Source organism: Kitasatospora sp. HPM-01-4 (assembly GCF_051374625.1).
Lineage (GTDB): Bacteria > Actinomycetota > Actinomycetes > Streptomycetales > Streptomycetaceae > Kitasatospora.
This window is the reverse complement of the sequence record NZ_JBPQGP010000005.1, coordinates 789,001-814,691: the sequence shown is the minus strand read 5'-3', so window position 1 is coordinate 814,691 and position 25,691 is coordinate 789,001. Positions and strand designations below refer to the sequence as shown.

Annotated in this window: 12 protein-coding genes; 2 read left to right on the top strand and 10 right to left on the bottom strand. The window is 74.3% G+C overall.

All coding sequences use genetic code 11. The features are described 5' to 3' along the window. Positions 1 to 139 precede the first annotated feature (139 nt). The 3 genes from ACSMTC_RS03345 to ACSMTC_RS03335 form a co-directional block, all read right to left on the bottom strand. A complete protein-coding gene (locus ACSMTC_RS03345) occupies positions 140 to 4,666 on the bottom strand; it encodes a caspase, EACC1-associated type (RefSeq protein WP_436558126.1) in 4,527 nt (1,508 codons plus the stop codon). A gap of 2 nt (positions 4,667 to 4,668) precedes the next feature. After that, entirely contained in the window at positions 4,669 to 5,124 is a 456-nt protein-coding gene (locus ACSMTC_RS03340) for an effector-associated constant component EACC1 (protein ID WP_436558125.1), read from the bottom strand. Positions 5,125 to 5,358: 234 nt separating this feature from the next. After that, positions 5,359 to 7,155, bottom strand: a complete 1,797-nt coding sequence (locus ACSMTC_RS03335) for a DUF1003 domain-containing protein (protein ID WP_436558124.1) — start codon at positions 7,153 to 7,155, stop codon at positions 5,359 to 5,361. 232 nt (positions 7,156 to 7,387) lie between these two features. On the opposite strand from ACSMTC_RS03335, the gene ACSMTC_RS03330 reads away from it, so the two are divergent. Continuing rightward, positions 7,388 to 8,074 carry a ribonuclease H family protein gene (locus tag ACSMTC_RS03330; RefSeq protein WP_436558123.1) on the top strand — a complete coding sequence of 229 codons (687 nt, stop codon included), beginning with the start codon at positions 7,388 to 7,390 and terminating at the stop codon, positions 8,072 to 8,074. 200 nt (positions 8,075 to 8,274) lie between these two features. On the opposite strand, the gene ACSMTC_RS03325 is transcribed toward ACSMTC_RS03330, so the two are convergent. The 7 genes from ACSMTC_RS03325 to ACSMTC_RS03295 form a co-directional block, all read right to left on the bottom strand. After that, the gene (locus ACSMTC_RS03325; RefSeq protein WP_436558122.1) at positions 8,275 to 9,399 is read right to left on the bottom strand and encodes a class I SAM-dependent methyltransferase; all 1,125 of its coding nucleotides are present in this window, start codon (positions 9,397 to 9,399) and stop codon (positions 8,275 to 8,277) included. Next, the gene (locus tag ACSMTC_RS03320; RefSeq protein ID WP_436558121.1) at positions 9,396 to 10,622 is read right to left on the bottom strand and encodes a glycosyltransferase; all 1,227 of its coding nucleotides are present in this window, start codon (positions 10,620 to 10,622) and stop codon (positions 9,396 to 9,398) included. Before ACSMTC_RS03320 ends, ACSMTC_RS03325 begins: the two co-directional genes overlap by 4 nt. After that, positions 10,619 to 11,470, bottom strand: coding sequence for an alpha/beta fold hydrolase (locus ACSMTC_RS03315; RefSeq protein WP_436558120.1), 852 nt, complete (start codon positions 11,468 to 11,470; stop codon positions 10,619 to 10,621). Before ACSMTC_RS03315 ends, ACSMTC_RS03320 begins: the two co-directional genes overlap by 4 nt. Before the next feature lie 3 nt (positions 11,471 to 11,473). Beyond that, entirely contained in the window at positions 11,474 to 11,812 is a 339-nt protein-coding gene (locus ACSMTC_RS03310) for an acyl carrier protein (RefSeq protein WP_436558119.1), read from the bottom strand. A 2-nt stretch (positions 11,813 to 11,814) separates the two neighbouring features. Further along, on the bottom strand, positions 11,815 to 16,710 hold the full coding sequence (locus tag ACSMTC_RS03305) for a beta-ketoacyl synthase N-terminal-like domain-containing protein (RefSeq protein ID WP_436564581.1): 4,896 nt from the start codon (positions 16,708 to 16,710) through the stop codon (positions 11,815 to 11,817). An 8-nt stretch (positions 16,711 to 16,718) separates the two neighbouring features. Further along, positions 16,719 to 23,558: an SDR family NAD(P)-dependent oxidoreductase gene (locus tag ACSMTC_RS03300; protein WP_436558118.1), complete on the bottom strand. Its 6,840-nt coding sequence runs from the start codon at positions 23,556 to 23,558 to the stop codon at positions 16,719 to 16,721. Positions 23,559 to 24,007: 449 nt separating this feature from the next. Beyond that, complete coding sequence (locus tag ACSMTC_RS03295; RefSeq protein WP_436558117.1) at positions 24,008 to 25,282, bottom strand: amidohydrolase; 1,275 nt, start codon at positions 25,280 to 25,282, stop codon at positions 24,008 to 24,010. A 186-nt stretch (positions 25,283 to 25,468) separates the two neighbouring features. Here ACSMTC_RS03295 and ACSMTC_RS03290 point away from each other — a divergent pair, with 186 nt between their 5' ends. Next, positions 25,469 to 25,642 carry a thiazolylpeptide-type bacteriocin gene (locus ACSMTC_RS03290; protein WP_035858840.1) on the top strand — a complete coding sequence of 58 codons (174 nt, stop codon included), beginning with the start codon at positions 25,469 to 25,471 and terminating at the stop codon, positions 25,640 to 25,642. Positions 25,643 to 25,691 lie beyond the last annotated feature (49 nt).

Sequence of the window (25,691 nt, the reverse complement as noted above, 5' to 3'; positions counted from 1 at the left end):
CACCGATGACGGCGGCGGCCGGTGACGTTCTCAACTCCCTCCCGGCAGAAGGGGGATGACTGCGGGAGGGGCCCCTTCGGTTGTGAAGTCGGCGGCCGGCCACCGTGATCGTCCTTCCGCCGGTCGTCACCCGGCCCCGTCACCGGGACGGGCACGGATGCCGGAAGGGGATTCCCGGCGCGTAGTCCTGCCACTGCTCGGCGGTGATGGAGCCGCCGGTGTAGGAGCACAGCCGGTCGGCGAGCCTGGCGGGGTCGGTGTCGATCAGATAGACGCCGCCGGCGCCGGTGACGAAGAGCGTCGAACCCGACGGGGAGAACACGGTCTCATTCACCAGGGCCTTGTTCGGCAGGCTGAAGGAGACCAGGAGTGCCGGAGCGGATGGCCTGCTGACGTCCCAGAGCTGCACGGTGTCGCTGCTCCAGACGGCCATGAGGTGGTCGGCCCGGTCGAAGGAGATGCCCGTGACGTTCTGCACGGTATGCATCGAGGCCCGGTGGTTCGGGTGCTGCGGATCGCCGGTGTCCCAGAGGGCGACGGTGTCGTTGCCGGATCCCGTGACGGCTACCAGACGGCCGTCGTCGCTGATGCCCAGTACATCACCGGGGGAGCCGGTCAGTCGGACATGGGATTTCATCCTGCCGGCGGAGACGTCGGTCAGGTACAGGTGGCCGCACTGGTCGCCGGCCGTGATGACGAAGAGGTTGCCGGCGGACCTGGCACTGCACCCGATCGCGCCCTTGGCGGGCCAGAGGACGCCGTGGACCGGATGCGCCGGGTCACTGGTGTCCCACCAGTCGAGTCCGTCCTTGGTGAAGAGGAGGGCCGTGCGTCCGTCGGGCAGGACCCCGGCGTAGCCGGTGGCGGCATCGGGGTGGGGTATCGACCCGACCTCGGTCGCACCGAGCGAGCTGCCGACCCGCCACAGATGAAGCCTCTTGTCGCTCCCCAGGACCGCCACCAGGTCGCCCTCCTGGTCCCAGCTGACCCCGTAGCTGATGATCCCCCCGTCCACCGAGGTGGGGAAGACGGCGGTGCCCAACGAGGCGGCCCGGACGGGGTGGTGCGGATCGCCGATGTTCCAGAGCTGGACCGCACCTCCGCGTACGACGATCACCAGCGCGGTCGGACTGAGGAACGCGACGAGGTCCGGCGCGACCGGCAGCGTGGAGACGAGGCCGGGGCCGTCGGGTGCGGAGAGGTCCCAGAGTCCGGTGGTGGACGGCAGGTCGGAGGTCCGGGAGTCGATCGGCGCGACCATCAGGTGTCCGTCCGGGCTGAAATCCCACGAGGAATGGCCGAAAGTCGCTGCTTCGCCGATCTGCGTCAGCGGTGAGCGCCACAGCCGTACCAGGCCGTCGTACCCGCCGGTCAGGAGGGCGCCGCTCGCCGTATAGGCCAGCGAGTAGATGGAGGTGCCCAGTGTGGAGCAGACCGGTTCCGCCTGCCCCGAGGCGTCCGCCGGGGGCAGGCTCTGTACGCACAGTTCGCCCTTGTTGTTCTCGTTCTCGGCGGTGCCGTAGGCGAGCCGCTTGCCGTCCGGACTGAAGGCCACCGCCATCAGCGGGTCGATGATCCCCGTGGTGAGTCTGACCTGCGCGGGATGGGCGGCGTCCTTGAGGTTCCACAGCCCGATGTCGGTGTCCCCGACCGCGGCCAGCTCACTCCCGTCAGGGCCGAACGCCACGCTCTGGTACCCGGTGTCGATCATGGCCACCCGGGTCGGGGCCGCCGGATCGGTGACGTTCCACAGCCGGGTCGCACCGCCCAGAACGGTGTCGGCGAGCAGGTCGCCGCGCGGGGCGAAGGCGACGCCGGCCAGCGCGGTGTCCGTCCCACGGCTGCTCGGGTTCGGCAGCTCGGCGAGCAGCCGTGGGGACGAAGGCTGGGCGATCGACCACACCAGGGTGAACCCGGCGGTGAGCGCGGCGGCCAGCAGCGTGCCGTCCGGGCTGGCGGTCATCGCGGTGAAGCGCCTGTCCTGCGGCAGGTCGCCGGGCAGCGGGAGCTGCGCCGCGACCGAGGGCCGCCGGGGATCGGCGATGTTCCACAGGCACAGCCCCTTCACGGCAGCGCATCCACCGGCCAGCAGGCGGCGGTGCGGTGCGAAGGCGATCGCCGTCGTCGCCGCCTTGACGGTCGCCTCCAGGACCGGGGAGAGGGGATCGGTGAGGTCCCAGATCCGCAGCGTCCCTTCCGGGCCGCCGGTAGCCGCGCTGCTGGCGGCGGCCAGCGGCCCGTCCTGCTGGACGGCGACGCGCATGACCTGGCTGCCGGTGTCGCCGACGACGCTGTCCAGCAGGGGAGCCTCGGGCGTGGCGTACAGCTGGGTGGTGGCGGCCTGGGTGGGGGAGTAGCGGTACGCGGCGATCGCCAGCTGGCCGGCCAGGCCCGGATCGAGGGTCCGGTAGGCCTCCGCGTCGGCGGCCAGGTCGTTGGAGTGCACGATGGCGGTCTGCCGCGCTGCGTCGCGCCGCTGCTGTACCGCGATGCCCCCGACCAGGGCGGCCAGCAGTGCCAGTACGCAGACCAGGGCGAGGGCGGTGCGGCCTCGGCGGCGCCGGCGGAGTGCCGCTCGCTGTTCGGCCCGCTGCTGTTCCAGGCTCCGGTCCAGGAACTCCCGGGCGAGGGGGCCCAGCGCCTCGGCGATCCGGGGCCGTTCCCGCACCATATGGGCGGCGGTCTCCACCCGCACACCGCGGTAGAGGTCGGCATCCAGGCGCCCGGCCTGGTCCCAGGCCCGGGCCGCGTCGGCCAGCTGCTGCCCCGTCAGCAGGGCCGCACGGTCCTCGTCGATCCAGGCCCGAAGGCGCGGCCAGGCGTAGAGCAGTGCCTCGTGGGTGATCTCGGCGCCCTCACCGTCCACCGTGACCAGGCGCGCCGCGGCCAGCGCGTCGAGTACGCGTCCGGCCGGATCCATGTGGCCCGGATCGGCCAGGTCGGCCAGCGGAAGCCTGCGGCGGGTGTCCTCGACCCCCTCGCCGAGACGGACCAGCCGCAGCAGCAGGGCCCGTACGGCCGGCCGGTCCCCGACGGCCACCTCGGCGTACACCTGCTCGGCCGTACGGGCCACGGCCTCGTCGACACCCCCCGCGGACCGGTACCCGGCCAGGGTCAGCAGGTCGCCGGAGCGCTGCTGCCAGGTGACCAGCAGGGCATGGGAGAGCAGCGGCAGCACGGCGGACTGCTCCCCGCGGTGGCGTACCCGGGCCTCGCGCAGCAGCGTCTCGGTCAGCCCCTCCTCAAGACGCAGCCCGGCCGCCCGCGCCGGCTGCTCGATCACCGTCCGCAGCTCATCGGGGCCCATCGGCCCCACGACCACCTGGCGGCCTTCCAGTGCGCGCACCAGCGGCGCGTACCGGGTGCACGCCTCGTAGAAGTCGGCGCGTACCGCGACCACGACCACGGCCGGACCGGCGGCGAGTGCGGTCAGGTCCCGGATGAACCGCTCGCGCTCGTCCTCGGACGCCCCCGAGGTGAACAGCTCCTCGAACTGGTCGACCAGCAGGACCGCGGATTCGTGGCCGGCCAGGGCCGCCGCCCGCTCGGTGAGGGTCTCCACCGGGTTGGATCCCGGCGTCATGAAGGCCACCCGCCAGCCGTGCGACAGGCCCTCCAGCGCCGGGACCACACCGGCCCGCAGCAGCGAGGTCTTGCCGCAGCCCGACGCGCCGACCACCGCGACCAGACCGCCGTCGGCGACGATGCGCCGGGTCACCTGCGAGACGACGCCGGCCCGTCCGAAGAAGAAGCGGGCGTCCTCGGGCCCGAAGGAGGCGAGTCCCCGGAACGGGCACGGCGCCTGAACACCGCCCCGCTCGCCGGAGGCGTCCGCGTCGTCCAGGCCCCCGGTCACGGGCGACGTCACCGGACGGACAAGGTAGGCCGGGTTCCGGGCCAGTACCAGCTCCCCGGCCTGATCGCTGCTGTGCCGCCGCGGCCGCGGCGCGCCCTCCTGCGGAAGGACCCGGGACAGGTACCGGTGGACGTGATCCAGCGTCAGCTGCTCGGGGCCGGCCGGATCGCCCTCCCGCAGCAGCCTGATCAGAGCCCCGGTGAACGCGGTGTGCGCCGCCCCCGGTGCGGCCAGGCCGTGCTCCTCACGAGCGGTGGACGTCAGCAGGAAGCCGCCGCGCACCATGGTCTGCTCGAAGACCGAATCCAGCACCGGTGGCCCTGACGGTGTGTCCGCACGTCCGGAGAAGCAGCAGTCCAGGACGACCACGACGGTACGGGCGCGGCAGTCCCGGATCACCTGGCGCAGGGCCGGGTAGGGCAGCGCGGTGTAGGAGAGGCCGTCCACCAGGTCGTCGGTGGCGCGGGTCGCCAGGTACAACTCCCCGTCCGGCCCGACCAGACCGTGTCCGACGTAGTGGATCACCAGGGTTTCCGTCGCTTCCGCCGCGACCTGCGCCGCGGTGCGACCGAACTCCAGCGGGCTGGCCGGGTCCAGGAGGATCCGCAGGTTCCCGTCCGGCACGCCGGCCTGCTCGCGCAGCGCGGCGGCCAGGTCGTTCAGCGAGGCCTCGACCGCTTCGACGGCCGGCAGCGGCGAGCCCGCCGGATGCCGGCCGGTCCCGACCAGCAGGACCCGTGAACCAGGCCGGGCCAGGGCGACCGGGTCCACCGGCTGGCCGAACCCGTCATCGGGCTCCGGTAGCGACATCGTCAGGCTTCCGTGACGGTATCCGGTGTCGCGGCGGCGGGGGCGTCGGCGGCGGGGTTTCCGGCATCCGGTGTCCCGCCCTCCACCGCGCCCGGCTCACCACGGTCGGGCCACGCCACCGTCACCAACTGGCCGACCTGTTCCCGGATCCCCGCCGCGTCCAGCGTGCGCACCTGCTCGGCGCGCAGCTCGACCATCGAGCCGTCCGGACGCGAGACGCGCAGCGTCAGCGTGCTCTTGCGCCGCCGCAGCCAGGCCACGATCACGCTGGCCATGGCAGTCGCCGCCCCGCCGGACCCCAGGCTCACCGCCAGCTGGGAGAGTTCGCCTCCCAGCGCTCCCCTCGGTACCGGCCCGCTCTCACGCCGGACACACCCGCGCAGGATGTCCTCCGCCTCCAGCCAGGCGGCCAGGTCCGATATGTCCCCGCCGTCGTCCACCGACAGTGCCACGCTCACCGGCAAACCGGCCTCCCCGGACCGCTGTTCACAACCCCGTTCGGTGCGACCCAGGCTATTCGGCTTCGAGGAGGGGAGCAGGCCTTTATACGCAATCGTCATATGCGGACGGGGACGCCCGGCGGTGACGACGGGAACGCCGCTCTCCGGCCACTGCGGCCGCGGCGGCGTTCCCCGCTCCGAGCCCCGCACTCAGTCCGGTGGATCACGCGGGCACACCGGAACCGCGCGCGGCTACGACCTCTTCCTCAGGCGTACCGGGGCGGACGGGGCCTCCGGCCGATCGAGGTCCGTCGCCGCCCTGACGGCCTCCATGGCGGCGGCCTCGTTGGGTACGCGGGGCCGGGCGCCCAGGCCGAAGAAGCCGCCCTCGTTGTTGGCGTCGGCGACGGTCGCGGCGATGTCCAGCAGGAAGGCGCGGAAATCGGCGAGTTCATCCGGCGCGGTCCGGGCGACGATACCGGTGGCCGCACGGATCGTCCGCAGTGCGGGCCCCTCGTAGTCGGCGTACCTGGTGTTCGGCCGGAGACCGGTGTCGAAGGTGGACGCCGCCGCGAGCTCGCGGATGAACCGCCTGGGATGGGTGACTCCGGCCTCCCGCAGCAGCTTCACCAGCGCGAAGATCTCCTCGGGATCGGCGACACCCTCGGCGAGTGACACCAGCACACCCGAGGCCATCAGGGACCTCCCCAGCGTCGCCCAGTCCTCGGGGGTGAAGTCCAACTCCCCGGGCCCGTCGGCGCCCTGGGCGGTGCGCAGGACCTGGAAGCCCACGTCGCCCAGTACGGCGGGAAGGCGCCGGACCGACTCCACGGCCTGTGCCCGGGCCCGCTCGGAGAGCTCCTCCCAGGGCGCCATGCCGGACTTGAGGCCGTCTCGCTGGCCGGGCAGGTCCGCCGCCCCGGGCGTCCTCGTGCCGAGGTCCTCCTGCTCGCCCAACCGGTGCTCGTGCTCCAGCCGGGCCAGCACCTGGGCCTCCTCATCGGTGAAGGTCACGGTCAGCGCCGGAGCGGAGGCCGGGACCATCAGGCAGCCGATCGCGGCCAGCCGCTCGCCGAGCTGCCGCGCCCTGAGCCGGCCGGCCTCCCTCAGCTCGTCCTTCAGCTCGTTCCAGGGGGGCGGCGCCGGCCGCCCGTCCTCGACGGCGGCCTCCAGCCTGCTCTGGTGGATCGCCCGTGCCAGGTGCTCGGTGACCTGGGCGCTGGTGTAGTCGGCAAGGCTGTCGATGACCCGGTCCTGCGCCACCAGGCGCGCCTTCATCCGGCGGCACTCGTGGAGAACGGCCTCGGCGTCGAGGAGGGTCTGCTCCGAGCGGCGGTCGCCGGCCTGGCCCAGTACGTCCTGTCCGACCATGATCACGATCATGAAGATCAGCTGGGCCAGCGTGGACAGGAAGCTCATGAAGGCGAACGGGTACGGGTCGAACCGCTGCAGGCCCAGCAGCGCCATGCCGATCCAGACCACCTGCGTCCCGGCGGCGATGTAGAAGGCCCACATGCTGCCCAGCCGCTGCGTCAGCCAGGCGGCGATCCGGCCGTTGACACCCGTGACCTGGTCGATGGCCTGGGGCGGCGGCTGCACCCGGTGCCGCTCGATCCACGGGTGCGGACTCGACTCCAGCAGACTGACCCCGCGGCCGAGTGCGCGGTCGTGCCGGTCCAGGTGCGCCTGCAGGTCCGCGACCCGCTCGAAGATCGCCTCGGCGCTCTCGTACGTCTGGACCGCCCGGCGGTCGGCGGCCATGCCCAGCACACGCTGGCCGACCAGGATCACCAGGCAGAGGACGAGCTGGACCACGTTGTCCAGGAACAGCAGGAACCCGAAGGGGTAGGGGTCCACCCGGCGCAGCGGGCCCCAGGTCGCCAGCGCCATCCACCCGCTGACGACGGCCAGTGTGACGTACAGGGCGGGCATCGAGCCCACGACCCGGGTCAGCGCGGCCGCTAAGGCGCCGTTGAAGCCGACCCGCTCATCCGCCATCGTCACCGGCTGCTGGTGCGGTGAACCGGTCACCGTACCGTCTGCGCTCACGCCTGCTCCCCACGATAGATTCCGAGACCGCTGCCGCAGCCCCGCACATGATGGCACCCGTCCGGCCGGGCTGGTGTGAGCATGCCCGGCCTTGGGCAACGGCCGTCCGGCGAATCGGCGTCCGGCCACCCCGCCGCCGAACTGTCCGAGTACGTAGGACCGTTGTGCCGTCCCCAAGGTTCGCCCATCGCGGTTTTGGCTCGCACCTCCCGTACCCTGGCATGATCGGTGCATGATCGAACGATTCATCGCAGCTTGTGACGGAGCGGCCAAGGGCAACCCGGGGCCCGCGGCCTGGGCCTACGTGGTCGCGGACGGCGCCGGGGTGCCGCAGCGCTGGCAGGCCGGTCCCCTCGGGCACAGCACCAACAACGTGGGTGAGCTGACGGCCCTGCAGCAACTGCTGCTCGCGACCGATCCCGCCGCGCCGCTGGAGGTCCGCCTCGACAGCACGTACACCCGCGACGCGGTGACGAAGTGGCTGGTGGGGTGGAAGCGCAACGGCTGGAAGACCGCCGCCGGCAAGCCGGTGGCCAACCGCGAGCTGATCCAGAGCATCGACGGGCTCCTGGAGGGGCGGGACGTCACCTTCGTGTACGTTCCCGCCCACCAGGTGGACGGTGATCCGCTGAACGCCATCGCGGACAAGGCCGCCAGTGACGCCGCCCGCACCCAGGAGGGAGCCGGCGGGACCGCCGCCGACCTCCCCGTACCCGAACCGGTCTCCAGTTCCTCGCCGCGCGGCAAGCGCCCCTCCTCCCCGTCCGCGACGAAGCGCAGCTCCTCGGGCGGTTCGCGGACCCTGTCCGCGCGCTTCCCCGGCACCTGCCCGTGCGCCCGCCCCTACGCCAAGGGCGACAAGATCACCAAGGTGGGCGGCAGCTGGGGACACCCGCAGTGCGCGGACGCCCACGCGTGAACACCTCCGTGATCCGCCGTCCGCCGGCTGTTCAGCCGGCCGGCACATTCGCCGCGTAGCGTCGGACTGTCGGCGGCCGGCGGATCGAACGGCCGGTGGTGGCCGCCGTGACGCTCCTCCGTCAATTCGCCCGCAGCCGGGGAGAAGAGACCGGCGGACGGATCACGGTGCTGTACCACCAGGTGTGCAATCGGGATCCTTCAGGACGGGCCGCCCGTGACCTGCTCCGGCGCGTCGAGGCGGGCGAGCAGACGGTAGGCGTTGGCCAGGCGGGTGCGGCCCGCGACGGGGGCGAGCAGGCGGTCGAGGGCTGCCGCCGCCAGCAGGACCGGTGCGGCGGCGAGGAAGAGCGTGCCGCGCAGGAGTCGCCGCCACCGCCCGGGGGACGAGCCCGGAAGCCAGGGGGAGTCCTCGCGCGGGGCGATCGAGTCGAGCAGCAGCCAGCAGGCGGCGAGCAGGTCCACCGGGTCGTGCGGTTCGCCGTGCTGTTCCAGCAGGACGGTGAAACCCAGCTCGGACAGGCGGCGGCGCAGGTTGGCCGCGGGCAGCAGGTGGAGGTGCTGCGGCTGGAGCCAGGGCAGCCACCAGCGGCCCAGCAGGCGGGCGTAGCGCGACCGCGGGTCGGGGACCTCGATCAGCAGCAGACCGCCGGGGCCCAGCGCCTGGCGCGCGGCGGCCAGCTCCCGGTGCGGATCGGTGCTGTGCTCCAGGTAGTGGAACATGCTCACCAGGTCGTACTGCCCGGCCAGGGCGGGCGCCAGCTCGGGGAAGGAGCCGCGGAAGGCCCGGACCACCCGGCCCTCCCGCCGGGCGAACTCGACGCCCTCGGTGAGGTCCAGACCGTCGAAGGCGGTATCCGGGAAGACCTCCCGGGCACTCTCGCAGAAGTGCCCGTGGCCGGTGCCGACGTCGAGCCAGCGGGTGAGCGGTCCGGCGGCGTACGGAAGAACGGACTCGGCGCGCCGGCGGTAGACCCGGGACCGGGTGCCGAACACTCCGCCGAGCCGGTGCTCGCCCAGCCCGTCGTAGAAGTCGCGATAGTAGAACTCCAGCCCGGCGGGAGTCAGTTGCGGGTTCTGGAAGATGTGCCCGCAGTCGCGGCACTCGTCGAGGACGAACCGTCCCGGCTTGTGCTGCAGCAGGTCCGAGGTGTGCAGCCGCCCCCGCAGCCCGGTGGCGCCGCACCACGGGCAGTCGGTGCGGCGGACCCCGAAGAACCGGTCGGTGCCCTCCGCGAGGTCGGCCTGGTAGCCGGGGCGCAGGGCGGCGATCCGGGCGGTGCGGGAGGCGGCCTCGGCGGCGGCCGGCCTTGCGGCGGTGGTCACTGGCGGCTCCCTTCTGTCAACGGCCGCTCCGCTGCCAGCCGTTCGAGGTGGTCGGCGGCCGCGGCGGCGCCGCCGGCGGCCCGGAAGGAGGCGCCGACGCGCTGGGCGGCGGCGCGGTACGCGGGGTCGTCGAGGACGGCGTCCAGCGCCTGTCCGAGCCGCTCCGCGGTGGTCCGGCCGAACCGCAGCCGTACGCCCGCACCGGCCGCCACCACCTGTGCGGCCACCACGGGCTGATCGTCCCGGATCGGGGCGACCACCAGCGGCACTCCGTGCCACAGCGCTTCGCAGACGGTGTTGTGCCCGGCGTGGCAGACGACGGCCGACGCGCGGGCCAGCAGGTCCAGTTGCGGAACGTGCGGGAGCACCAGTAGGTCCGGGTCCGGCGCGGGCCGCCCCAGCAGGCCGGCCGGGTCGACGATCACCGCCTGAAGGAGTTTCGGCCTTGCTCGCAGTGCGTCATGACTCAGCGTCAGAAAAGCTTGCCCGACATCCGAGTTGGCGGTTCCGAGGGTGACCAGGACCAGCGCGCGGTCCGGGTCCAGCCACTCCCAGGGGAACGCGGCGTCGCCGCCCGGGCGTGCCGCCAGCGACGGGCCGATGAAGCGGACCGGTCCGCCGGACGTTCTGGCGGTGGGGGCCAACTCCGGTGTGGTGAAGGCGAGTACAAGATATGGGGAAAAACGTGGGTCGCTGTTAACAGCCCGCTCGCCTGGCGGCAGACCGTCCGGGCCGCCGAGGCGTCCGCGCAGATCGGTGAGCCGGTCGCGGACCCAGGCCTCGACCAGGGGCATGCCGTCCAGGGCCCCCGTGAGCTCCGCCGAGGTGGTCGCCGAGGTGGCCCAGGGCAGGCCGATGCGCTCGGCGACCAGCGCGCCGGCCACCGCCTGCTGGTCCACCACCAGCACATCGGGTCGGAACCGCTCGACGGCCTCTGCCACGCCGGGGGCCATCGCGTGGGCGAGGGGGATCAGGAAGTCCTCCCAGAGGAACTTCAGTGCCGCAGGGCCGCGCAGCTCGGGCGGGCGTTGCGGAGCGGCGTCAGGGTCCAGCGCGACGGCACAAGGGAACACCTCCGCCTCGGGGCCGGCGAGCCGGCCGATCAGCTCGGGCAGTCCGGCCCAGGCCGTGGCGTGCCCGCGAGCCGCCAGCTCGGCCGCCACGCCCACCGCCGGGTTGACGTGCCCGACCAGCGGCGGGACCACGAACAGATAGCGGCTCACCGGGCGCTGCCCTCCAGCTCCCGCCCGGCGGGCAGCGGGGCGACGGCCGGCTCGCGGAGGCGGACGCCGCACCCGTGCAGCCAGTCCAGGGTCAACGCCCTTACGGTTTCGGGGGCTTCGACCAGGACGGAGTGCTCCTGCCCGGGCACGAAGACGCTGCGGCAGTCGGGCAGCAGGCCGTCCAGCCAGGCCGCCTGATCGGCCAGATCCGAGTCGGTTCCGTAGACGGCGAGCACCGGGCAGGAGATCGAGCGCAGTTCGGCCTCGGCGGGCAGCCGGCTGGCCGGGATCTCCCGGGCGAGTGAGGTCTGGGCGAGCAGTCGGCCGGCCGACCGGGCCAGCCGTGCGGTGTGCGCACCGCGCCGCTCGGCGACCCAGGCCAGCGTGGTCTCCCGGACCAGCTCGTGTTCGGCGCGGTGCAGGATGCCGTCCAGTTTGGCCGCCCAGGCCCGGGAGGCCGGTTCGGACTCGATCGCCAGGATGCTCGCCACCTGTGCGGGACGGCGGAGGGCCAGGCCGAAGGCCACCGTGCCGCCGAAGGAGTTGCCCACCAGGTGCAGTGGACCGGTCAGGCCGAGCCCGTCCAGCAGCGCCGCGAGGTCGTCGACGAAGTGCTCCAGGTGGTAGCCGGTGGCCGGCCGCGCGCTCCGGCCGTGGCCGCGCTGGTCGTACATCAGCACGTCGAGTCCGGCGGCGGCCAGCGCGGGGCCCAGGGTGAAGTAGTAGCTGGCGAGGCTGTCGGTGAGCAGGCCGTGCACCAGCACCACGGTGGCCGAGGGCGGGCCACCGTCCTGCGGGGCGAGGCGCTGCACGTGCCGGCGCAGTCCGCCGAGGTCGAGGAAGGCCATCGGTCAGCTCCGCGCCGCGCTCTGCTCCGGAGCCGCGCCGTGCAGCCGGTCCAGCACGTACTCGACCAGTCGGCCGACCGTCAGACCGATGATCTCGTCCAGCTCCATTCCGGCGATGAACTCGGCGAAGTTGACGTGGTCGCCCCAGCGTTCCTGGAGCCGGCTGCTGAGGGTCACCAGGTCGATGCTCTCCAGTTCGAGGTCCTCGGTGAACCGGGTCGCCATGGTGACCTCGACGTCGGCGAGGCCGTACTCGTCGAGCACGGCGGCCAGCATGCCGGTGATCTCGCGAAGGACCTCCTCGCCGGTGGGCGGACGGCGGTCGACAGTCTGCTGATGCATCGTCATTTCGTCGCTCCCGTGGGTGGTTGTGGCGTGTCGGCTACGGTCCAGGCCACCACGTACCGGCGTTCGGGCAGGCCGGGAAGGTTGCCCGTCTCGGCGTGGTGGACACGATGGGTGCGCGGTCCGTCCGGCCCGGCGACTCGGACCAGCAGGGTGCCGGGCCCGGCGGAGACGATCGCGAACTCCCTTGGCCGGCCGCGCAGTCCGGTGCCCTCGGCCTTGGCCACCGCCTCCTTGGCGGCCCAGAACCGGGTGAACCAGAGCGCCTCGGAGCCGGCGTCCGGATCGGCCGCGCGGCAGGCGGCGAGCAGGTCGAGTTCGGCCGGGCCGAGTGCGACCCGCAGATCTCTCGGCGCGCTGTCGGTGACCTCCTCCAGGTCGATGCCCACTCCGCCCGAGCCTTCCCCGGCCTCCCGGACCAGCGCGACGGCCGCCTCGGCGCTATGGGCGAGCGAGACGTCGAGAGCCGGGAGCGCGCGGCCGTGCGCCCCGGTGACGCGGGGACGGCCGCTCGCCTCGTTCCACACCTGGATCTCGGCGGGGAACACCGGGCCCTCGCCGTGGTCCCAGAGCCACCGCCGGACGGCGTCCTTGACGGCGATCCGGCCCAGCAGCCAGCCGCGCCGGCCGCGCGGCGGCTGGCGGTGGTAGCGCTCCCGTTCGGCGGAGCCCAGGTGGTTGCGCATGATCAGGTCACGGGAGGCCAGGTCGGGCCAGTGCTCGTGCAGCAGTGTCCATCCGCCGGGCTGTGCGGTGGAGAGGGTGTTGTGTCCGGGGCGGCGTTCCACCGGTCGGGTGATGGGGTCGCTGTCGAAACGGCGGTCCTGCCAGCCGCTCACCTCCGCCAGGACCGCGCCTTCGCTGACCAGTTGGGCGTCGGCTTCGAGGATGGTGTCGCTGAGGGCGGTGATCCGGATCCGGCAGTCCAGTTCGGTGCCGGGCGGCGGAGGAGGTCCGTACCACCGCAGCCGGCGCATGCCGACGGGGAAGACGACGGTGCGCTCGGTGCGGGTGGCCATGATCCAGTAGCCGAGCAGCTGGCCGACGTTGTCCAGCAGCGCGCCGGGGGCAGCGGGGGCGGTGATCACCCCTCGGACGTGGGTGTCGCCGATCGCCGTCAGTTCGGTCAGGCCCTGGAACGCCGGGCCGTGGAACATCCATCGCTCCTGGTACAGCCCGGCGGCGGTCAGTTCGGGCCTCCGCTCGTCCGCCGGGTCGATCGGCCAGGGTTCTGGGGAGCCGCTGTGACTGTCCGTCAATTCCACTGTTCCCTGGGCGTATTCGCCGAAGTTGCCGGTGAGACGGTCGGGTCCCAGCTCCTGGAGGGTGATCTCCACGTCCAGTGGTTCCGCGGCCGGTACCCACTGCCCGAACCGCAGGTCGTGGACGGCGACGGCCACCTGCCCCGGCCGTGCCCGCTCGGCCGCGTCCATCAGGTGCTGCACGATCGTGGTGGCCGGGACGACCGGCCAGCGGTCGGCCACGTCGGGCCAGCCGGGGCGCTGCTGGAAGAAGCAGTGGTCGAGCAGGTAGGGCATGGTGAGGGTGCAGACGCGCAGCCGACTGGTGTGGCGGCCACCGACGGGGCGGGCGGGCGCGGGCGGCGACGCGTATGCGTGGTTCGGTGGGGCGGACAGGCCGGATGGTGGCGTGGACGCACGGAACGGTGGCGCGGACGTGAGTGATGGCGGCGGTGGCGCGGCCCGTCCGGCGTGCCGCGCGGCGGTGATCAGGTCGGCGGCGGTCCGCGCGGTGTCCCGCAGCAGGGCGTCGAGTTCGCCCGCGAGCGGGAAGCGGTCGGCGAGCGCCGTGAGGTCCGCCGCCGGGCCGGCGGGCATGGGAGCAGCCGGGGGAGCGGGCGGGCCGGCCGGCGTCGGGACGGCCCCGCGGGACCGGGCGAGTTCGGCCCGGAGTGAGCCCAGCGTGGCCGTGTCCAGCGACACCAGCGCGCCGCTCAGGTCCAGCGGGACCGCGGGGTGCGACCGGGCCGCCGCGGAGGCGCCGGCCCGCGCTTGCGCGCGCAGCACCGCCGGGTCGGGCTCCGCGCCGATGCTCCACAGCGCCGCGGCCACACAGCGCAGTTGGGAGATCCCCGGGCGGTGCGGCACGTTGGCGGCGACCACCAGGTGGTCCCGGCCGTGCAGCGTGTCGCCGACCAGCGAGCCCAACTGCCCGGTACCCACCTGGACGAAGGCCCGGAAACCGTCCGCGTACAGCGCCTCCACCAGTGGCCGGAACCGCACCGTCTCCAGCAGATGGCGGACGAACAGCGCCCGGATCCCGTCCTGCCCGGCCGGGAACGGCGCGGCCGTGGTGCCGGACCAGACCGGAATGCCCGCTGGGTGCAGGGTGAAGCGCTCCGCGGACTGTCGGATCGGCTCCAGGTAGGGGCTCAGCATCGGGGTGTGGAATCCGGACCGGAACGGCAGTACCTGGCCGAGCACACCGCGCGCCCGGAACCACCGGACCAGTCGCCCGACCGGTTCCTCGGGCCCGCAGACGATCGACTGCTGCGGCGCGTTGTCGTGCGACAGCACGATCTCCGCCAGGCCGTCCACGGTCGCCAGCGCCTCGAGCACCCGCTCCGCCGAGGCGCCGAGCGCGGCGAAGGCGAGACCGGGAACGCGCAGTGCGTCGGGGTCGAAGGAGGAGAGGAAGGAGTCCACCTCCGCGCCGGAGAAGAGGCCGCCTGCGATCATGGCGGTCCACTCGCCGACACTGTGCCCCGCGACCGCGTCCGGTCCGATGCCCATGCGGCGCAGCGCGGCGTCGAGCAGCCGGCCGACGCCGACCACGCCGACGCCGTGCCGCCCGATACCGCCCGCCGGGTCCGATCCCATGGCGCCGCCGGCCGCCAGGTCGGGGAGGGGCAGGGCGAAGTGTTCGGCGACATCGTCCACGCGCGGCGCGAACTCGCTCTCCAGGCCCGGGAAGAGGAACGCCACCCGGCCCAGCGCCTTCGCTTCCTCGCCCAGCAGCGGCTCGGGTGCGAACCAGACGTCACCGCGCCCCCGCCAGGCCCGCCCCCGGGCCACCGCACGGCGGGCCAGCGCCAGCCGCTTGGGAGTCGGGTCCACGATCGCCAGCCGGCAGCGCGGCGCGGGCACCGCCCGATCCGGCAGGCCGGCCGCCAGCACGACCCGGTCGTCCTCCGTCAGCAGGGCGGCCAGCTGCTCAGGGCCGTCGGCGGCCAGCCGCAGCACCCGCTCGGGTTCGGTGACGGTGACGGTGGCGGGGGTCGGGCCGGCCGATCCTGTCGGGCCCGCTCCTTGCGGGCGGTCGGGTTCTTCGGCAGGGGCTCGGGGAGCGGCGAGGGCATCCCCGGACGGGGCCGGCTGTCCCTGGACGGACGGCCGGTCACCCAGATGCCCTCGTACGCTTCGGTCAAGCGGAGCCCCGATCCCCTGGGAGTCTCCCCGGCCGCCCGAGGCGGAGGTCCGCCGGACGGGCCCCGGCGGCGGAGGCGGGGCCGAACCGCCGCCGGGCGCCTGTTCCAGCACCACATGGGCGTTGATCCCGCCGAAGCCGAAGGCGTTGACGGCCGCCCGGCGCGGCCGGTTCACGGTCTCCCACGGCCGGGCGGTGTCCACGGTACGGAACCGGGTGGCCGCCAGCGCGGGGTGCGGGTCCTCGCAGTGCAGGGTGGGCAGCAGCATCCCGTGGTGGACCGCCAGCGCTGCCTTGACCAGTCCGGCCACACCCGCCGCGGGCATGGTGTGCCCGATCATCGACTTGACCGAGCCGAGCACCGCCCGCCCGCCGCCCGCCGGGGTCGGGCCGAACACCTCTGCCAGGGTGGCCAGTTCGGCCGTGTCACCGGCCGGGGTGGCGGTCCCGTGCGCCTCCAACAGGCCGATCGACCCGGGCGCTGACGGATCGAGGCCGGCCGCCTGCCAGGCGGCCCTGACCGCCCGGCTCTGACCACCGGGATCGGGGGCGGCGAGGCCCGCCGTGCGGCCGTCGCTCGCCACACCGGTGCCACGGATCACCGCGTAGATACGGTCGCCGTCGCGCTCGGCGTCGGCGAGCCGTTTGAGCACCACCACGCCGGTGCCCTCGCCGATCAGGATGCCGTCGGCGCCCCGGTGGAAGGGCCGGATCCGCTGGCTCGGTGAGAGCGCCCGCAGCTGCGCGAAGACGCTCCACAGCGTGACGTCGTGGCAGTGGTGCACGCCGCCGGCCAGCACCAGATCGCAGCGGCCACTGGCCAGTTCACCGACCGCCTGGTCCACCGCGACCAACGAGGAGGCACAGGCGGCGTCCACGGTGTACGCGGGGCCGCGCAGGTCCAGCCGGTTGGCCAGCCGGGAGGCGGCGAGGTTGGGGACCAGGCCGATCGCCGACTCGGGCCTCACCGGGCCCAGCCGCTCCGTGAACGCGGCGCGCACCCGGTCGAGTTGACCTGGCGTCAGTTCCGGGATCAGCTCTCCGAGGGTGCGCACCAACTGGTGCGCGCCGCGCACCCGTTGGTCGAGCCGGGCCAGGCCCGGAGTGAGATAGCCGCCGCGGCCCAGCACCACACCGACCCGGTCGCGGTCGGGCAGCCGGTCCGCTCCGCCGGCGTCGGCGATCGCCTCGGCGGCGACCTGCAGCGCGATCAGCTGGTCGGGCTCGGTGCCCGGCACCGAGCTGGGCATCAGACCGAACCTGGTCGGCTGCACCTCCGCCAGGGCGTCCACGAAGCCGCCGCGCCTGCAGTAGAGCCGGTCCGCCGAGGCCGGTCCGGCGGCCGCCGCCGGATCGTAGTAGTCCGCGTCCCAGCGCCCCTCGGGGACGTCCGTGATCGCGTCCACCCCCTCGACCAGGTTCCGCCAGTAGGCTGCCAGGTCGGGTGCGCCGGGCAGCAGCACCGCCATGCCGACCACGGCCGCCGGCGGCCGTCCGTCGACCCGCATCGCGTCCCTCACCAGCCCGAGGCAGTGTAGACCACGGACTGCACCGACGGTTCGCCCCAGGCGAGTTCACGCAGCAGGGCCCGCGTGCCGGCCTCCGGGTCGATCAGCCTGACGCCGCGCCTGGCGTAGTCCTCGGCGAGTTCGGGCGAGACCATCCCGCCGTGCGGGCCCGACGGTGCCCAGGGCCCCCAGTGCACGGTCAGTGCCCGCAGGCCGGTACGGTCCGCCCAGCGGGCGCCGAGCTCCTCCAGTGCGTCGTTGGCCGCCGCGTAGTCCGCCTGCCCACGGTTGCCCAGGGCGGCGGCGATACTGCCGAACAGGACGGTGAACCGGGGCCCGCCGGGCAGGTCGGCCAGCGCGTCCAGCAGCGCCCGGGCACCGTCGGCCTTGGTGGCGAAGACCCGGCGGAAGGACTCGGGGTCCTTCTCGGCGAGGATCCGGTCCTCGATCACGCCGGCCGCGAACACCACGCCGTCCAGCCGGCCGTACTCGGTGTAGGTCTCCTTGACCGCCTGGCGCAGCGCGGCCCCTTCCGCCGCGTCCACCGAGCGGTACCGGGCCTGGGCGCCGAGTGCGGACAACTCCTCCAGGGTGGAGGCGACTTCACGTGCGGCGAGCAGGCCGGAGGCGGTGCGGTCGACCTGCGACAGCGGTACGCCCTGCCGGGCCAGCACGGCGCGCAGCGCCGCCCGGTCAGAAGCGGCGGCGGTCGCAGGGTCCTCCGGGCCCTCGGGCACCGCGGTGCGGCCGAGCAGCTCCAGACGGCAGCGGGCGGCGGAGGCGAGCGTCGCCGCGAACCGGGCGGCGATGCCCCGCGCGCCGCCGACCAGCAGCACCACGGAGTCCCGGTCGAGCCCGAGCGCCTCCGCCTCCGCCGCACCCTCCCCGGCCGGGCCCGCACCGGTGCTGCCCAGCACGCCGAGGCCGGACTCCGTCAGGGCCGGCGCCGCCCGGCCGGCCGCGCGCAGCACGACGGGCTCGGGGTCGTCCGCCCGCAGCTCGGCGAGCAGCAGGTCCGCCGCCTCCTCGGCGGATCGGCCCTCGCCGAGCTCCACCAGCCGGGTGACGCAGCGTGGGTACTCCCGGGCCAGGGTGCGGAAGAGCCCGCGCAGTCCGGCCGCCCGGGAGGTGTCGGCCTCGGGCGAGGTGCGGGCGGCGAGCAGCCGGGCCGGGGCGGTCGCCAGCGCCGCCCGCAGCACGGGAACCTGATCGGGCAGCACCGGAGCACCGTGTGGGGAGAGCGGGTCGAGCAGCACGACTGAGTCCAACGGCCCGTCCGCATCGGACAGTTCGTGTCCGGCGCCGAAGGTCAGCGGCTCGGCCCCGGCCGAGGCGAGCCGGGCGGCCAGGGCGTCGCGGACCCCGGTGCCGTCCTCGCCGAGCAGGGCGAAGCGGCGGCCGGCCAGCGTGCCGGGTGCGGAGGGAGGCTCCGCCAGCTCGGTGGTGGTGAAGACCAGCCGGACCGGCTCGTGGCCGGGGACGGCGGTGAGCGGCGCCTCCTCGGCCGGTGCCGGTGCCGGTGCCGGAGTCGGAGTCGGAGTCGGAGCGGGGCCGGTGAGCCGGGTGGAGAGCCAGTCGGTGATGGCGGCGGCGGTGCGGGCCCGGGAGAGCTCTTCCAGTTCCTCGTCGGTGAGCTCGGCGAGCTCGCCGTCCGCCTCGCCGAGCCGGCGTGCCAGCCGGCCGATGATCTCGGTGCGCTTGATGGAGTCGATCGAGAGATCGGCCTCCAGGTCGAGGCCGGGTTCGATCATGTCGGCCGGGTAGCCGGTGCGTTCGCTGATCACGGACACCACGGCGGCCATGAGGTCCACCGGTTCACGCCCGGCCGGCTCTGTGGCCGCCGGGGGCTGCGGGGCGGCGTCGGCCGGCTCGGGCGCGGTCACGGCCGCCGGCAGTGCGTACGCCGGTGCGGGCAGGGGTGCCTGCGCGGGCGCGGCCGGTGCGGCGCCGGGCCCGCCGAAGTAGCTGAGCAGGACGTCCCGCTGGGCCGCGATCAGCTCGCGGCTGCTGCGCAGGAAGTCGGCGATGAGCGCTTGTGCGTCGTCGGGCTGCGGTACCTGCGTGGTCACGAGGGTCTCCGGTACGAGTCGGGCCGGTGCGAGCGCACCGGGCAGCAGTTCTCCGGCAGCGGTCCGCACCAGCTGCCCGTCCACCGTCCAGCCGGGCCGGCGCGGCGCCCGTGCCCGGCCCGCGTCCACCGCGTCCCGGCCGCGCAGCAGCCGGCCGGTCCGCACCGGCACGCCCGCGACGGCCAGCTCGGCCAGGGCGTCCAGGAATCCGGGCAGTCCCCGGCGGCGGCCCTCGAGTGGTACGGCCCGGTGCGGCCGGTCCCCGAGGACCGACGTCACCAGCCCCGTCAGCACCGACCCCGGTCCGGCCTCGACGAAGACCCGGGCACCCGCCCGGTACATCGCCTCGATCTGCTCCGCGAACCGCACGGGTGCGCCGATCTGCGCGGCGAGCCCGGCCCGTACCGCGGCCGCGTCCGCCGGGTAGGCGCTCGCCGTGCGGTTCGACCAGACGGGGAACTCCGGTGCCCGCACGGTGTGGCGCGCCAGTGCCGCGGCGAACCGCTCTCCGGCCCCCGCCACCAGCGGGCTGTGGAAGGCGCAGGCGACCGGCAGCCGCTTGGCGCCGTACCCGGCCCCGCGCAACTCCTCGACGGCGGCGAGCAGTTCCCCGGTCGGCCCGGAGACGACCGTCTGCCGGGGCGCGTTGCGGTTGGCCGCCACCACCCGGCCGGACAGCCCCGCCGCCCGCAGGACGTGCTCCACCTCCTCGGCGCCCGCCGTGACCGCGGCCATCGCCCCGGGATCGGCACCCGCACCGATGCTGTCCACGATCGCCCGCGCCCGCTCGGCGCTGAGCACCGGAAGGTCCTCGGCCGCCAGCGCCCCCGCCACGCACAGTGCGACCAGTTCGCCGTAGCTGTGGCCGCCGGCCAGCTGCGGACGCACCCCGGCCAGCCCCAGCAGCTCGTACGCGGCCAGCCCGGCCATGCCCAGCACCGGCTGGGCGACCACGGTGTCGGTGACGGCCTCGCGCCGCCGCTCCCGCGCCTCGGGGGTGAAGGCCGCCGGGGGGTAGAGCACCCGCGCGTAGTCCCGGTGCAGATGGCGCTGCACACCCGGGAAGGCCGCGAACAGCTCCGCGAACATCCCCGGCCGCTGACTGCCCTGCCCGGGGAAGAGGAAGGCCACCGCACCCGGGTCCGCCTCGCCCCGCTCGGCCAGGTGCAGCCCGGCCGCCGGATCGTGCTCCCCGGCCAGCGCGCGGCGCAGCAGCCCGGCCAGCTCCGCCCGGTCCGCGGCGACCACCGCCACCTGCACCGGCCCGTGCGCCGACTCCGCCCGGCGGGAGGCGGCCAGGGCGAGGTCGCGCAGCCGCCAGGGCGCGTCCTCGGCCTCGGCCAGCCGGAGCAGTTCGCCCACCCCGCGCAGCGCGCGCTCGCGGTCGGCGCCGTGGAAGGTGAACAGCTCGGCCGGCCACTCCTGCAGACCGTGCACCGGCGGTGGTCCGCCGTAACCGCTCAGCACCGCATGGAAGTTGGTGCCGCCGAAGCCGAACGCGCTCACCCCGGCGACTCGTTCGGCCGGCGGCACGGCCCACGGGCCGGCCTCGGTGTGGAAGCCGAACGGCGTCCGCCCCTCCTGCCAGGCGGGGTTGGGCCGCGTGAGGTGCAGGGTGGGCGGCCTGACCCCGGTGTGCAGAGCCAGCGCGGTCTTGATCAGCCCGGCCAGTCCGGCGGCGCACTTGGTGTGTCCGATCTGCGACTTCACCGAACCGAGTGCGCAGCTCTCCGGCGCCGCCCCGGCCTCGGTGAACACCTGGACCAGGGTGGTCAGTTCGGTGCGGTCGCCGACCACCGTGCCGGTGCCGTGCGCCTCCAGCAGCCCGACCTCGGCCGGGCTGACCCCGGCGCCTCGGTACGCGCGTTCCAGCGCCGCCCGCTGGCCCTCCGGGCGCGGCGCGACCAGGCCGAGCGAACGGCCGTCACTGGCGCTGCCGATGCCCTTGACCACGGCGTAGATCCGGTCGCCGTCCCGTTCCGCGTCCGCCAGCCGCTTCAGCACCAGGCAGGCCACGCCCTCGCCGAGCGCGATCCCGTCCGCCGAGGCGTCGAAGGGGCGGGACCGGCCGGTCGGAGAGAGTGCGTGCACCGAGGAGAAGAGCAGGAAGTCGTTGATCCCGTTGTGCAGGTCGGCGCCGCCGCACAGGACCAGGTCGGCGGAGCCCTGGACCAGCTCCTTGCAGGCCACGTCCAGCGCGGCCAGCGAGGAGGCGCAGGCCGCGTCCACGGTGAAGTTGGCGCCGCCGAGGTCGAGCCGGTTGGCGATCCGGCCCGAGATGACGTTGGCCAGCATGCCGGGAAAGGAGTCCTCGGTGAGCCGGGGCAGCTGGTCGGCGAGCGCCTCGGGCACCGTGCCGAGGTAGGACGGCAGCACCGTCGTGAGCACCCCGGCGTTGGACAGGTCACTGCCCGCCTCCGCGCCGAACACCACGCCCGTCCGGGACCGGTCGAAGGGCCGGCCGCCCGCACCCGCGTCGTACCCGGCGTCCGTCAGGGCCCGGCGCGCCGCCTCCAGCGCCAGCAGCTGCACCGGCTCGATGCTGCCGAGCGCGGACGGCGGGATGCCGTAGCTCAGCGCATCGAAGGGGATCGGCGGCAGGAACCCGCCCCACTTGGACGGTGTGGTGCCGGGCGCGCCGTCCGGCGAGTGGTACAGCGCCGGGTCCCAGCGCTCGGCCGGTACCTCGGTCACCGCGTCCACCCCGGCCAGGATGTTGGCCCAGAACGCGGGCAGGTCGGGCGCCTGCGGGAACATCCCGGCCATCCCGATCACCGCGATGTCCAGCGGCTCCGGCTCCTGTGCCGGGCGGGGCCGCGGGTCGAGCCGTCCGCTCACCTCCTCGGCCCGGTCGGCGAGGAAGGCGGCGGCACCGGTGCTCACCGCGGTGTGCAGCGCGGCCAGCGTCGTGGTGGCCGAGCGCAGTACGGCCACCTGGCCGGCCATGAACATCCCCCGGGCCAGCTGCTCCCGCTCGTCCACCCCGACCAGATCACCCGCGACCCGGTCCACGCCCTTGGCCGCGATCCGCAGCCGCCCGACGTTCAGCCGCTCCAGCCGCTCCCAGCTCTCCCGGTCCGGCACACCCCGGGCCCGCAGCCGCTCCCGCTCCCGGGCGAACTCGGCGGTGAACGGGCTCGGTACGCACCGGGTGGCGTGGCCGGGCGCGGTCTGCAGCAGCTCGGTCCCGCGCGCCGCCAACACCTGCCGCTGGAACGGCGGTTGCACCGCCCCGCAGTCCACCGCCTCCTCGGTGAACAGGTAGGCCGTTCCCATCAGGACGCCCGCGGCCACCCCGCGCCCGGCCAGCGGCGCGGCCATCGCCGCCACCATCGCCGCCGAACGCTCGTCGTGCACGCCGCCGGCGAAGAGCACCTCGAGCTCCGGCCGGGCACCGGGAGCCGCGCCGTCCAGGAACTCCGTCAGCACCGCCAGCTGCGCCTCCCACAGCGGAAAGCTGTGCCGTGGGCCGACATGGCCGCCGCACTCGGCGCCCTCGAAGACGAACCGGCGCGCGCCGTCCGCCAGGAACTGGCGCAAGAGGCCGGGGGAGGGGACGTGCAGGAAGGTGCGGATACCCGCCTCCTCCAGTGTGCGGGCCTGGGAGGGGCGTCCGCCGGCGATCACCGCGTGGCTGGGCCGTGCCGCCAGCACCTCGGCCAGCTGGGCGCCTCGCACCTCCTCCGGGGCGAAGCCCAACACCCCGACCCCCCACGGGCGTTCGCCGAGGGCACCGGCGGTCTCGGCGAGCAGTTCGCGGGCCTGCTCCGGGCCGGCCAGGGCCAGTGCCACGAACGGCAGCGCACCCGCCCCGGCCACCGCGGCCGCGAAGCCCGGCTGGTCGCTGACCCGGGTCATCGGGCCCTGGGCGACCGGCAGTTCGGTGCCGAGAGTCCTGCTCAGCGGCGCGTCCGCTCCGAGCAGTGCCGTGGTGGCACCCGGTGCCGCCAGTGCTCGCAGGCCGTCGAGTACCGCGTCCCGTACGGCGGCCACGGCGCGTCTTGCGGTGCCCCATCGGTCGGCGAATTCCGCTGCGAGAAAGCCGTCCTGACCTACAGTCAGATAAGTGGGATCCGAAGCCGGACCGAGCGGGCCCGGCTGCCTTCGGCGCAGGACGCGGCGCCCGTCGACCAGGACCGTCTCGGAGCCGTCCATGCCCCGCACCGCCGCGGCGGCCTGCTCGCCGACCGAGGACTCTTCGAGCAGTGCGAGCTGGCTGTCCAGGACCACGCCGACCGCACCGCCGGCCACCGCCGCCACCGCGGTGTGGACGCCGATACCGCCGCAGGCCCACACCGGCAGTTCGAGACCGGGTTCGGCCAGCAGCTGCTGCAGCAGCACGAACGTACTCAACTCGCCGACCCGGCCGCCGCTTTCACAGCCTCGGGCGATCAGTCCGCAGGCCCCCGCCTGGACGGCCTCCCGGGCCTGCTCCAGGTCGGTCACCTCGACCAGCACCCGGTGGCCGCGGGCCGGCAGGGCGGCGGACAGCCACTCGGGAGGTGCGGCGGCCAGCAGGACGGTGTGCGGAAGGCCGCCGCAGGTGAGATCCAGCTCCTCGGGGGAGATCCGGCAGTCCTGGCCCACCCGGATGCCGAACGGGCCTGGCGCCCACTCGCGCAGGCGGGCGAGCTCCTCCCGGGACCGGCGGTCGCCGGTGCCGAGATCCAGGACCCCCGTCCCGCCCGCACGGCACACCGCCGCGGCGAGACGGGCGTCCGGCTCCTGGAACGGGGTGATCCCGATGATGAGATCGGCAAGTTGAGAGGTGGGCCGCATGGACTCTCCGGTGGGGGTCGCGGAGCAACAGAGGACGTGCGAGGACGATCCGTACTCCGGACATGGCGTTCCGGAGCTGCTGAGCTGCGGACTGCTGAGCGGCGGGGCTACTGAGCGGCGGGGCTACTGAGATGCGGGGCTACTGAGCGGCTGGGCTGCTGAGCGGCTGAGCTGCGAAACGGCTCCCGAGGACGCAGGGAGGTGCCGGTGCGGGCTTGCGGCGTTCCGGCTCACCGGCGACGATAGCCGGTGTCACTGCGTGCCAGGTTAAGCTCACATTTCGTGCGCATGCCAATGTAGCGCACACCAGGTTGCCTCTGTCACCCCTTCAACCGCACTGCAAGGAACATGACGCCGAGTCAGGTATTCCGGAACGCGGAGAGGACGCGTGTGCGCGGTCGCGGACAGCCGGCGCGGGGTTCCCCGGACTACGGGCCGCCGCCCTCCGCCTACCCCCGTCCGAGGCAGGCGGTGGCCGCCGAGAGCAGCGCGGAGATACCGGTCCTGAGGGTGAGACCGACATGGGGGCGGAACTCCGGCGAGTGGTTGGCGGGCAGCGCGGCCAGCTTCTGTGCCGCTCCGGTACCGGGAGCCGCCGCCCACTGGTCGGGGCCCACCATCCCGAGCATCCAGTACGCCGTCCTGATGCCGGCCACCCCGTGCAGCTGTTCCCCGGCCGCTCCGAACAGCGCGAAGTCCTCGGTGGCCAGGGCCGGCGGCCAGTCGGCGACCCGCTCCGCCCCGAACAGCTCCTCATGCGCCGTACGCACGGCCTGGGAGAGCAAGGGGTCGGGAGTGTTGACGCCCGAACGGGAGACCTCCTCGATCTCCGGCTCCCGGGGGCAGCCCGAGGCCGCCGCCTCGCCCCGGACGATCCTCTGCACGGCCGCCGTGGCCCGCTCCAGGATCTGATCGGTGAAGCCCCGCACGGTCACGCTCAGGGTGGCCCGGTCGGGGATCACGTTGCCCTGGCCACCCGCCTCCAGGGAACCCACGGTGACCACCAACTGCTCGGCCGGGCCGGTCTCCTGGGAGACGATCGACTGGAGCCGAAGGACGACCGAGGCGGCGGCCACCACCGGGTCCACCGCCAGCTGGGGCGCCCCGGCGTGGCCGCCCCGGCCGTGGATCACCACCCGCAGGGTACGGCTGCCGGCCGTCACCGGACCCCGCCCGTGGGCGACCATCCCGGCGGGCAGCGGCGCGGTGTGCTGGGCGAGGACCACCGAGGGCGGATCGAAGCGCCGGTAGAGCCCGTCCGCCAGCATCGCCCTGGCACCGGTCAGGGTCTCCTCGGCCGGCTGGCCGACCACCAGTACGGTGCCGCGCCACCGGGTCCTGGCCTCGGCCAGCGCGGCCGCGGCCCCGGCGGCGCAGGCCAGGTGGACGTCGTGGCCGCAGGCGTGCATCACCGGGACGGTCCGGCCGTCGGCCGTCCTGCCCGTCGCGGTGCTGGCGTAGGGCAGACCGGTGCGCTCCGCCACCGGTAGCGCGTCCAGCTCAGCGCGCAGCAGCACCACCGGTCCGTCGCCGTTGCGCAGCACCGCGGCCACGCCGTGGCCGCCGATGCCCCTGGTCACCCGGTAGCCGACGGCGGCCAGCCGGTCGGCGAAGCGGCCCGCGGTGCGCTCCTCGGCGCCGGAGAGCTCCGGATGGCGGTGCAGGTCCAGGTAGAGCTCGGCGGCCCGGGCCAGGTCGGCGGCGGTGGGGACGAGGGAGGTCATCGGGCGGGGCTCCTCGGGGATCCGTCGGGTTGTCAGTGAGTTGTCAGTACGGCGCACCCGGAACCGCCAGCGGCACGCGATAGAACTGGTGTCCGGAGGGCGGGGGTTCGCGTGAGCGCCGCCCGCTCCGCTCCGCCGGTTTGGCCGTCGTGGCCGGGCCGGTCCCCTGCGCCGGAAGGAATTCCCATGGCTGACACCTCCCTTGCCTCGCTCGCCGAGGAGATCCTGAACCTGGAGTCGGAGACCTTCGAGATCAGCGACTACTCGGACACCAGCGAGGTCATGCTGGGCTCCTCCACCAGCTGCTCCAGCACCAGCACCTGCTCCAGCACCACCAGCACCACCAGCTGCACCGCCTGATCCGGCGAGCGGTTCACCGGTGGCCCTCCGCCCTCGGGGCGCAGGGCCA

Bases quoted from the DNA above. Each gene is read 5' to 3' on its own strand.
- ACSMTC_RS03290 (WP_035858840.1), top strand. From the start codon at position 25,469: ATGGCTGACACCTCCCTTGCCTCGCTCGCCGAGGAGATCCTGAACCTG.
- ACSMTC_RS03300 (WP_436558118.1), bottom strand. From the start codon at position 23,558: ATGCGGCCCACCTCTCAACTTGCCGATCTCATCATCGGGATCACCCCG.
- ACSMTC_RS03345 (WP_436558126.1), bottom strand. From the start codon at position 4,666: ATGTCGCTACCGGAGCCCGATGACGGGTTCGGCCAGCCGGTGGACCCG.
- ACSMTC_RS03310 (WP_436558119.1), bottom strand. From the start codon at position 11,812: ATGCATCAGCAGACTGTCGACCGCCGTCCGCCCACCGGCGAGGAGGTC.
- ACSMTC_RS03305 (WP_436564581.1), bottom strand. From the start codon at position 16,710: ATGCGGGTCGACGGACGGCCGCCGGCGGCCGTGGTCGGCATGGCGGTG.
- ACSMTC_RS03295 (WP_436558117.1), bottom strand. From the start codon at position 25,282: ATGACCTCCCTCGTCCCCACCGCCGCCGACCTGGCCCGGGCCGCCGAG.
- ACSMTC_RS03315 (WP_436558120.1), bottom strand. From the start codon at position 11,470: ATGGCCTTCCTCGACCTCGGCGGACTGCGCCGGCACGTGCAGCGCCTC.
- ACSMTC_RS03330 (WP_436558123.1), top strand. From the start codon at position 7,388: ATGATCGAACGATTCATCGCAGCTTGTGACGGAGCGGCCAAGGGCAAC.